Source organism: Aeromicrobium sp. (assembly GCF_025965075.1).
Lineage (GTDB): Bacteria > Actinomycetota > Actinomycetes > Propionibacteriales > Nocardioidaceae > Aeromicrobium.
Window position 1 is genome coordinate 1 of record NZ_JAOPXQ010000182.1, and the last position, 9,789, is coordinate 9,789.

Annotated in this window: 9 protein-coding genes; 2 read left to right on the forward strand and 7 right to left on the reverse strand. The window is 69.4% G+C overall.

The window, feature by feature from the left end; translation table 11 throughout:
- Positions 1-1,090 (forward strand): glutamine synthetase (locus tag JWQ91_RS11085; RefSeq protein ID WP_297783695.1); only part of this gene is annotated, 1,090 nt, incomplete at its 5' end.
- A 21-nt stretch (positions 1,091-1,111) separates the two neighbouring features.
- Positions 1,112-4,033, forward strand: a complete 2,922-nt coding sequence (locus tag JWQ91_RS11090; RefSeq protein ID WP_297783698.1) for a bifunctional [glutamine synthetase] adenylyltransferase/[glutamine synthetase]-adenylyl-L-tyrosine phosphorylase — start codon at positions 1,112-1,114, stop codon at positions 4,031-4,033.
- Positions 4,034-4,052: 19 nt separating this feature from the next.
- On the opposite strand, the gene JWQ91_RS11095 is transcribed toward JWQ91_RS11090, so the two are convergent.
- The 7 genes from JWQ91_RS11095 to JWQ91_RS11125 all read right to left on the reverse strand — a co-directional run.
- Entirely contained in the window at positions 4,053-4,337 is a 285-nt protein-coding gene (locus JWQ91_RS11095; RefSeq protein WP_297783702.1) for a WhiB family transcriptional regulator, read from the reverse strand.
- A gap of 3 nt (positions 4,338-4,340) precedes the next feature.
- A complete protein-coding gene (locus JWQ91_RS11100) occupies positions 4,341-5,573 on the reverse strand; it encodes a cyclopropane-fatty-acyl-phospholipid synthase family protein (RefSeq protein ID WP_297783705.1) in 1,233 nt (410 codons plus the stop codon).
- On the reverse strand, positions 5,570-6,319 hold the full coding sequence (locus JWQ91_RS11105) for a DUF1365 domain-containing protein (RefSeq protein ID WP_297783708.1): 750 nt from the start codon (positions 6,317-6,319) through the stop codon (positions 5,570-5,572). The genes JWQ91_RS11100 and JWQ91_RS11105 overlap by 4 nt, the downstream gene beginning before the upstream one ends.
- Positions 6,313-7,575, reverse strand: coding sequence for an FAD-dependent oxidoreductase (locus JWQ91_RS11110; RefSeq protein WP_297783711.1), 1,263 nt, complete (start codon positions 7,573-7,575; stop codon positions 6,313-6,315). The genes JWQ91_RS11105 and JWQ91_RS11110 overlap by 7 nt, the downstream gene beginning before the upstream one ends.
- Before the next feature lie 15 nt (positions 7,576-7,590).
- Positions 7,591-7,806: a hypothetical protein gene (locus JWQ91_RS11115; protein WP_297783713.1), complete on the reverse strand. Its 216-nt coding sequence runs from the start codon at positions 7,804-7,806 to the stop codon at positions 7,591-7,593.
- Between the two features lie 24 nt (positions 7,807-7,830).
- The gene (locus tag JWQ91_RS11120) at positions 7,831-9,147 is read right to left on the reverse strand and encodes an acyl-CoA desaturase (protein ID WP_297783716.1); all 1,317 of its coding nucleotides are present in this window, start codon (positions 9,145-9,147) and stop codon (positions 7,831-7,833) included.
- A gap of 17 nt (positions 9,148-9,164) precedes the next feature.
- The coding region (locus tag JWQ91_RS11125; protein ID WP_297783721.1) for a 2Fe-2S iron-sulfur cluster-binding protein at positions 9,165-9,789 on the reverse strand (625 nt) is incomplete at its 5' end.

Sequence of the window (9,789 nt, forward strand, 5' to 3'; positions counted from 1 at the left end):
CGAGACCCCCGCGACGGCTCGCATGTTCTGCGACATCCTGATGCCCGACGGCACGCCGTCGTACGCCGATCCCCGCCACGTGCTGAAGCGCGCGCTGCAGAAGGCCGCCGAGGCCGGGTTCACGTTCTACACGCACCCCGAGATCGAGTTCTTCCTGTTCAAGGGCAAGCCGCCGGCCGGTGAGCGTCCCGTGCCGGTCGACGACAGCGGCTACTTCGACCACACCGCCCAGGGCGGCGGCCAGGACTTCCGCCGCGAGGTCATCACGATGCTCGAGAACATGGGCATCTCGGTCGAGTTCAGCCACCACGAGGGCGGCCCGGGCCAGCAGGAGATCGACCTGCGCTACGCCGACGCGCTGTCGACCGCCGACAACATCATGACGTTCCGGACCGTCGTCCGCGAGGTCGCGCTGAGCCAGGGCAAATGGGCCTCGTTCATGCCCAAGCCGTTCACCGAGCACCCCGGCTCCGGCATGCACACGCACGTGTCACTGTTCGAGGGCGACGAGAACGCGTTCTACGAGGCCGGTGCCGAGTACCAGCTGTCCAAGACGGGTCGCGCGTTCATCGCTGGCGTCCTGCAGCACACCCCCGAGATCACCGCGGTCACCAACCAGTGGGTCAACTCCTACAAGCGGCTCGCCGGCGGGGGAGAGGCACCCAACTACGTCTGCTGGGGCCACAACAACCGCTCCGCGTTGATCCGGGTGCCGATGTACAAGCCGCACAAGGGCAACTCCGCCCGGGTCGAGAACCGCGCGATCGACGCGGCCTGCAACCCCTACCTCGCGTTCGCGCTGGTCCTGGCCGCAGGGCTCAAGGGCATCGAGGAGCAGTACGAGCTCCCGCCCGAGGCCGAGGACGACGTGTGGTCGTTGAGCGAGAACGAGCGCAAGGCGATGGGCATCGCGCCGCTGCCGCGCAACCTCGACGAGGCAATCCGCACGATGGAGTCCAGCGAGCTCGTCGCCGAGACCCTGGGCGAGCACGTGTTCGACTTCTTCCTGCGCAACAAGCGGGCGGAGTGGCAGGACTACCGCTCGCAGGTCACGCAGTTCGAGATCGACCGCCTCATGCCAATGGTCTGAGTCCCCGGGTAGCCTGCTGAGGTGGCAACCGAAGCGCGTGACCTGGCCGTCGCCCTGGCCCGCAAGGGCTTCCGGGACGGCGAGGGGACGGTCGCCCATCTCGCGACCCTGGGTGAGGTGCCGGACGCCCTGATCGACCAGATCGCGACCGTGGCGAGCCCCGACACCGCGCTGGCCTCGCTCAGTGCGATCGGCGCCAAGATGGGTCCCGACCGGCTGCTCGCGATGCTGGACGCCGACGACCAGCTGCGCCAGCGGCTCCTCGTGGTGCTCGGCACGAGCCGGGCGCTCGGCGACTTCCTGACCCGGCACCCCGAGTACGTCGCGGACCTGTCGGCGGAGGCGCTGTCGACCACGCCGATCCCGCTCGACGTGCGGCGCCGGCAGATGGAGGAGGCGACGACGGCCGACGAGCTGCGCATCGGCTACTACCGCAAGCTCCTGCACATCGCCGCCCGCGACCTGACCGCCCTGACCCTGTTCGAGCAGTCGTCCGCCGAGCTGTCCGACCTCGCGGTCGCGACCCTCGGCGCCGCACTCAAGATCGTGCGCGCGGAGCAGCCCGACGCCGACCTGTGCCGGTTCACGATCATGGCGATGGGCAAGACCGGCGGGCGCGAGCTCAACTACCTCAGCGACGTCGACGTCATCTTCGTGCACGAGGCGCGCGAGGGCGAGGATGAGCAGGCCGCGACCGCCGCGGCCAACCGGGTCGCGGCCGCCGTCATGAGGATGTGCCGGGAGCACACCGGTGAGGGCACGATCTGGGAGGTCGACGCCGAGCTGAGGCCCGAGGGCAGGAACGGCCCGCTGGTGCGGTCGCTGGCGAGCCACGTGGCCTACTACGAGAAGTGGGCCAGCACGTGGGAGTTCCAGGCGCTGCTCAAGGCGCGCTACGCGGCCGGTGACGAGACGCTCGGTCAGGCGTACCTCGACGCGCTGACACCCATGATCTGGTTCGCCAGCACGCGCGACAACTTCGTGACCGACGTGCGCGCGATGCGTCGCCGGGTCATCGAGCACATCCCGCAGGCGCACCGCGACCGCCAGCTCAAGCTCGGCGCCGGCGGCCTGCGGGACGTCGAGTTCGCGGTGCAGCTCCTGCAGCTCGTCCACGGCCGGGCCGACGAGACGCTGCGCAGCCCGACGACGCTGATCGCGCTGCGGGCGCTGATCGACGGCGGGTACGTCGGGCGCCGCGACGGTGCCGCCATGGAGGAGGCGTACGAGTTCCTGCGCACCCTCGAGCACCGGATCCAGCTCTACCACCTGCGCCGCAGCCACATCGTGCCGGACGACCCGGAGGACCTGCGCCGGCTCGGCCGGAGCATGGGCTTCCGGCAGAACCCGGCCGAGAACCTCACGAAGGAGTGGCAGGCGCACCGGCGGATCGTGCGGCGCCTGCACGAGAAGCTCTTCTACCAGCCGCTGCTCGAGGCCGTCGCCTCGTTGCCGACCGATCACCTGCGCCTGACGACGCTCGCCGCGGAGCAGCGGCTCACGGCGCTCGGCTTCGCCGACCCCAAGGGCGCGTTGGCCCACATCCAGGCCCTCACGTCGGGGCTGTCGCGGCGGGCCGCGATCCAGAAGTCGCTGCTGCCGGCGATGCTGGCGTGGTTCGCCGAGTCGCCCGACCCGGACGGCGGGCTGCTGGCGTTCCGCAAGATCTCCGAGGGGCTGGGAGAGACACACTGGTATCTGCGCAAGCTCCGCGACGAGGGCGCCGGCGCCGAGCAGCTCGCGCACGTCCTGTCGTCGAGCCGTTACGTCACCGACCTGATCCTGCGGGCCCCCGACTCGGTGGCGCTGCTGGGTGACGACGCCGAGCTGCGCCCGCTCGAGCCGTCCCGCCTCCGCACCGAGGTCGACCTCGCGGCGCAGCGCCACGCGGACCCGCAGGATGCGATCCGCGCGGTCCGCCGGGTCCGGCGCCGCGAGCTGTCCCGGATCGGCATCGCCGACGTGCTGGGCCGGCTCGACATCACGGAGGTCGGCGAGGCGCTGACCGGCGTGCAGACCGCCTCCCTGGCGGGTGCGCTCAAGGCCGCGACGTCGGCGGTGGAGTCCGCTCGGGGCGAGATGCCGACCCGGATGTCGATCGTCCTGATGGGCCGGCTGGGTGGCGGCGAGGCCGGCTACAGCTCGGACGCTGACGTGATGTTCGTCCACGACCCGCTCGAGGGCGCGGACGAGACCGAGGCCGCCGCGGCCGCGATGGCCGTGGCCCAGGGGCTGCGCAAGATGCTGGCCGCCCCCGGTGACGATCCGCCGCTGGAGGTCGACGCCGAGCTGCGCCCCGAGGGCAAGAACGGACCGCTCGTGCGGTCGTTCGCCGCCTACCGGGCCTACTACGAGAAGTGGTCCTCGGTCTGGGAGGCGCAGGCGCTGCTCCGGGCGAGTGCGACGATCGGCGACGAGGACCTCAACGCGCGGTTCACGACGTTGATCGACCCGCTGCGCTGGCCCGAGGGTGGTGCGACCCCCGCCGAGGTGCGAGAGATCCGCCGGATCAAGGCCCGGGTCGACTCGGAGCGGCTGCCGCGCGGTGCCAACCCCAAGACCCACCTCAAGCTGGGTCGCGGTGGCCTGGCCGACATCGAGTGGACCGTCCAGCTGCTGCAGATGCAGCACGCCCACGCCGTCCCGGAGCTTCGCACGACCCGGACCCTCGACGCGCTGCACGCCGCGGTCAAGGCCGATCTCGTGTCGGTCCAGGACGCCGAGGCGCTGGAGACGGCGTGGCGACTCGTCAGCCGCATCCGCAACGCCGTCGTGCTGATGCGCGGCAAGCCCGCCGAGTCGATGGTCGAGCACGCCGGGGACCGCGCCGGCGTCGCCCACCTCCTGGGCTACGGGATGGACCAGGGCGAACGCCTCAACGACGACTACCTCCGGGCGACCAGGCACGCCCGTCAGGTCGTGGAGCGCATCTTCTACGAGTGACTGGGCACCGTTGCCGGGGTCAGCCGGCCTTCTGCTGCTGCAGGATGCTGTCGCGCTCGTTGATGTTGAGGCCGCCCCACACGCCGTAGGGCTCACGCACCGTCAGCGCGTGGTTGAGGCACTCCTGGACGACCGGGCAGACCGCGCAGAGGGCCTTGGCCGCCGCCTCACGGGCGCGTCGCCGGGGTCCACGCTCGGCATCGGGGGAGAAGAACGTCTCGGGGTCGACGTCGCGGCACGCGCCGTCGTACTGCCACTCGTACGTCTCCTGGATCGGCATCGGCAGGCGGGCGATGGAAGCCATGGCTCATGCCTCCGTCGGCCGGGTCATCTGGATCTGGAAGACGTCGATGTAGCCGACGCCGAAGCCCGCCTCGCAGTAGGCCAGGTAGAACTCCCACATGCGGCGGAACGTCTCGTCGAAGCCCTGCGCGTTGATGGCGTCCCAGCCGGCGTCGAACCGCTCCCGCCACTGGCGCAACGTGTGGGCATAGTCCTGGCCCAGCGACCGGCTGTCGGTCACGGCGAGGGTCGTGTGCTCGGCAAGCGTCTGGTCGATCGCGTCGAGCGAGGGGATCAGGCCGCCGGGGAAGATGTACTTCTGGATCCAGCCGTACGAGTTGCGGGTCGCGAGGTAGCGGTGGTGGTCCATCGTGATCGCCTGGATCGAGACCTTGCCGCCGGGGGCGAGGAGCTTGTCGATCGTCGCGAAGTACGTCGGCCAGTACTCCTCGCCGACGGCCTCGATCATCTCGACCGAGACGATCGCGTCGTACTCGCCGGTGACCTCCCGGTAGTCGACGAGCTGCAGGTCGACGTCGACGCCTGCCTCGGCGAAGCGCTCCCGGGCGAGGGCGGCCTGCTCGGTCGAGATCGTGATCGTGGTGACCTCTGCCCCGCGCTGCGCGGCCCGGATCGCGAGGGCGCCCCAGCCGCTGCCGATCTCGAGGACCCGGCTGCCCGCCGTGACGCCGGCCTGGTCGAGGATGCCGTCGATCTTGCGCAGCTGGGCGGCCTCGAGGTCCTGCTCGGGCGACTCGAACCATGCCGCGGAGTAGCTCATCGACGGGTCGAGGAACTGGGCGAACAGGTCGTTCGAGAGGTCGTAGTGCGCCTCGATGTTCTTCTTCGACCCGGTCACCGAGTTGCGCTGGTGGTGGGGGAGCTTCTTGTCGACGAACGCGCGGAACCTCTGCAGCGGGACCGGCACGATCGTGGCCATGCGCTCGGCGAACGGGCGCAGCAGGTCGGCGAGGTCCGTGCCATGGCCGACGGTCCAGTCGCCGGCCATGTAGGCCTCCCCGAAGCCGATCTTGGTGTCGGCGCCGAGCCGGGCGAAGAACGCCTTGGGTCGCACGATGCGCATCTCGGGGGAGTCGGGGCCACCGGCCCCCCAGGTCGTGCCGTCGGCGAAGGTCAGCCGGACGGGCACCCGGTTGACGGTGGGACGAAGGATCGCCTGCGCGGCGCGTGCCTTCATCGGGGTGCGGGGGGTGCGGGCGATTCCGGGCCAGCGGGCGCTCGTGAGCTGCTGCGTCATTGCGTGCCTTCCTGCGGTTCGTGGGCCGGACGGGGGATGACCGGCAGTCTGCGGATCCAGAGCCATACACCCTGTATTCGGATCAGCAGGCTGGTGCGATGGGTGATCAGCGGCATTTTGACGAGAAATCTTGCGAGCCTCGCCGACGTGGCCGGGCGCGGAGTACCCCGGAAGGTTGCGCTGAACACCGCGGCGCCGTCCTGGCGCAGGATGATGCTGGAGGAGACCTTGTCCGGCGTCAGCACGAACTGCAGGTCGTACGACCCGTCGACCGTGAAGAACGGTGACACGTAGAACGCCTTGTCGACCTCGGCCCGGCCGGTCTCGTCGGTCTGCAGCAGGTAGGCGTGCCGCTCACCGTACGTGTTGTGGACCTCGGCCACGATGCAGGTCAGCGCGTCGTCCGGGGCGATCGCCCAGAAGACGCTGAGCGGGTCGAACGTGTGCCCCAGGACCCGGGCGTTGGCCAGCATCAGCAATCGATGACCCGTGACGTCGACGCCCTGCGCCGCGCAGAACCGCTCGATGTTGGCCCGGATCGTGTCGTCCGGGTCGCCGATGTGGTCGGCGGCGCGGAACGAGGAGAACGCCCGCAGGGGCCACCGCATGCGTGGCAGCTCGTCGACGTCGACGAGCCACTGGTAGACCCGGTAGGAGAAGCGGTGCCGCAGGGGCGTGCGACGCGTGTGCGCGACGGTCCCCTCGACGAGGGCCGGCATCGAGGGCAGCAGCGACGCACTCACCATGTGGTCCCCAGGGCGGCGGCGGCGTCGACCCCGGAGCGGCAGCCGTCCTCGTGGAAGCCCCAGCCGTGATAGGCGCCGGCGAACACGGTCTGCTCGGTGAACAGGCCACGCAGGCCACCCTGGGCGGCGACGGACGCCGGCGTGTAGATCGGGTGCGTGTACGCCATCGTCGCGACGACCGAGGCGGGGTCGATGCGGTCGGTCGCGTTGAGGGTCACGAGGAACGGCTGGGCGGACTCGATGCCCTGCAGCCGATTCATCCAGTAGGTCACGGCCGAGTGGTCGCTGCGCTCGGTGCAGCCGTCCATCCGGTAGTTCCACGCGGACCGCGCGGCGGGTGCGACCGGGAGCTGGCGCGCGTCGCGGTGCAGCACGACCTCGTTGTCGGAGTAGTCGAACGCGCCGAGGACCCGGCGCTCCTCGTCGGTCGGGTCGGTCAGCAGCGCGAGGGCGTCGTCGGCATGCGTCGCGATGACGACGGCGTCCACGGTGTGCAGGTCGCCGCGGGAGTCGATCAGCTCGACGCCGTCGGGCTTGCGGGTGACCTGCCGGATGCCGGTGGACGCGCGGACGTCGCCGACGGCGGCGGTGACCTTGTCGATGTAGGTGCCCGACCCGCCGACGACCGTGAACCACTGCGGGGAGCCCTTGATCGACAGGAAGCCGTGGTGCTTGAGGAACTCGAACAGGTAACGCGCGGGGTACGACAGCGCGGTCTCGTGCCCCGAGGACCAGACGCACGACACGACCGGGATCGCGTAGTGCGACACGAAGTAGTCGGAGAACCCGTGGACCCGCAGGAAGTCGCCGTACGTCTGCGGGTCCGTGGGCGACTCCTCGCTGTCGAGCAGCGCGTGGGCGAGGCGGCCGAACTTCTTGACCCCCACCAGCATCGCGAGGTAGCGCGGGTCGAGCAGCCGCCGACGCTGCGCGAAGATGCCCTTGCCGCCGCGACCGCCGGCGTACTCCAGCCCGCACCCTTCGCAGTGGATGCTCATGCTCATCTCGGTCGGATGGACCTCGACGTCGAGCTCGCCGAAGAGCCGCCGCAGCAGGGGATAGGTCCGGTCGTTGTGGACGATGAACCCCGAGTCGACCCGGTGGGCCCGGTCGGGGTCCTGGACCGTGTGGGTGTGGGCGTGCCCGCCGATGCGGTCGTCCGCCTCGAACACCGTGACGTCCCAGTCCCGGCGCAGGACGTACGCCGCGGTCAGACCGGACACACCCGAGCCGATGACGGCCACTTTTCTCTGCATGGGAGTGGTTCGTTGCTACTCGGCAGCCGGATGGGTGTCCTCGTCGTCCTGTCCTGCTCTCTTGCTCGCCTCGGCGATCTCGAAGATCTCCGTGCCGAAGGCACCGACCTCGGTCGTGATCTTGCGGGCCGTCTCGAACAGGATCGCCACGACGTGACCGGCGCTGCCGATCGCCGCCTCCGTGGACTGCTGCAGGACGTCCTTCGCGATCTCACGCCGGCTCAGTGCCATCGGGGTCCCCTTGCTCGCAGGTGGCTAGGAGGTCAATTGTGGCGCACGCGACTCCTCGACGCGACGCGCGGCCTTCTCGCGCTTGGCGCGGCGCAGCGCCTTCGACTCGGGGCTGTTGCCGATCTTGTACGGATCGCTGGGCTTGTGCCCGAGCTTCGCGAGCTGGCGGACGACGCTGCCGAGCTGCTTGGACAGGCGACCGGAGTTGTACTGCAGACCGTACTTCTCGACCAGGAGCTTGACGTCCTCGGCGACCTCGGGATAGCGACGGGCCGGGATGTCGGGGAACAGGTGGTGCTCGATCTGGAAGCTCAGGTTGCCGGTCATGACGTGGAACGGCGTGTGGCCGGAGATGTTGGCCGAGCCGAGCAGCTGACGCAGGTACCACTGTCCGCGGCTCTCGTTCTGCGCGTCCTCCTCGGCGAAGGTCTGCACCTCGGCGGGGAAGTGACCGCAGAAGATGATCAGGAACGTCCACACGTTGCGGATGACGTTGGCGGCGACGTTGGCGCCCAGGATCGCGAGCGGGGCCCACCAGCCGACGAACGGGACCAGGGCCAGCCCGAGCACGGGCCAGGCGATGTAGTCCTTGAAGACCTGCTTGCGGATCTTGCGGAAGGCACGCTTCTTGCGACCCTGGAAGTCCTCCTTGGTGATCTTGCCGTGGAGGTACTGGTCGAGCTCGACACCGTGGTACATGATGCCCCACTCGAACACCAGCATCAGGACGAACGCGAGCGGCAGGTTGAACCGGTGCGTGGCGTACCACGGCTGGTCCTCGTCGATGCGGAACATGTTGTAGCCGATGTCCCGGTCCATGCCGTGGATGTTGGTGTACGTGTGGTGAATGTAGTTGTGGCCGTGCTTCCAGTCCTGGGCCGGCGCAATGTTGTCCCACTCGTAGCGGGCGCCGTCGATCATCGGATCGTTCATCCAGTCGTACTGGCCGTGCATGACGTTGTGGCCGATCTCCATGTTGTCGATGATCTTGGCCACCGCCAGCGAGGCGACACCGGCGACGAAGGCCGGCGGGAAGAAGGGCATGAAGATGCCGACGCGGCCGAGCACCTCGGCGCCGCGCTGCACGCGGATCACGCGACGGATGTAGTCGGCGTCGGACTGGCCGAGGTCGTCGAGCACGCGCTGGCGCACGGCGTCCAGCTCACGGCCGAACTCCTCGAGCTGCTCGTACGTCATGTACTCCAGGCCGATGGTCGCCGGCTTGTCGGACGTCGGGCTGATCAGCGACAGGGGAGCGGCGTTGTGCTTGCTCGCGCTGCGCGCCTCGATCGGCTGGCTCTTGATGAACTTGCGGGCGATGGCGGTCGTGAGTGCGGCCATGGTGATATCTCCTTGGCTCAGAGGGCGACGTTGACGTCGCCGATGGGGACCTGGACACAGATCTTGATGGTCTCGTCGGTGCTGGCGTTGATCTCGCCACTGACGACGTGGCGGACGGCGCCGCCGTTCTTCTTGATGGCGCAGGTGTTGCACACGCCCATGCGGCAGCCGAACTCCGGCTTGAGACCGGCGTTCTCGGCCTGCTCGAGGATCGTGGCGCCGGAGTTTAACGCCTCCATGTTGGAGTCGTCGAAGAACAGCATGCCGGTGGCGTCGGCTGCGTCGAGGTCGACCGACGGCACCTTGAAGTACTCCATGCGGAGCTGGTCGGCGGCGCCGAGCTCGGTGTAGGTGTCGCGCACGGTCGCGATGAGTCCGGCCGGGCCGCAGGCGAAGCTGAGGGTGCTGACCGGATCGACGCCGAGGTGCTTGAGGTGGTCGATGTGGAAGCGTCCCGCGAGCTCTGCCCCCGGCTCGGGCTGGCGGGTGTAGACGCGCACGATCCGGAAGTCAGTCGCGGTGGCGATCTCGTCGAGCTCGTCGGTGAACATCTCGTCGTCGCGGCTGCGGGCGTAGTGCAGGAACGTGACCTGGCCGGTGTGGCCGGAGTCGCGCAGCGTGCGCAGCATCGACATCACAGGC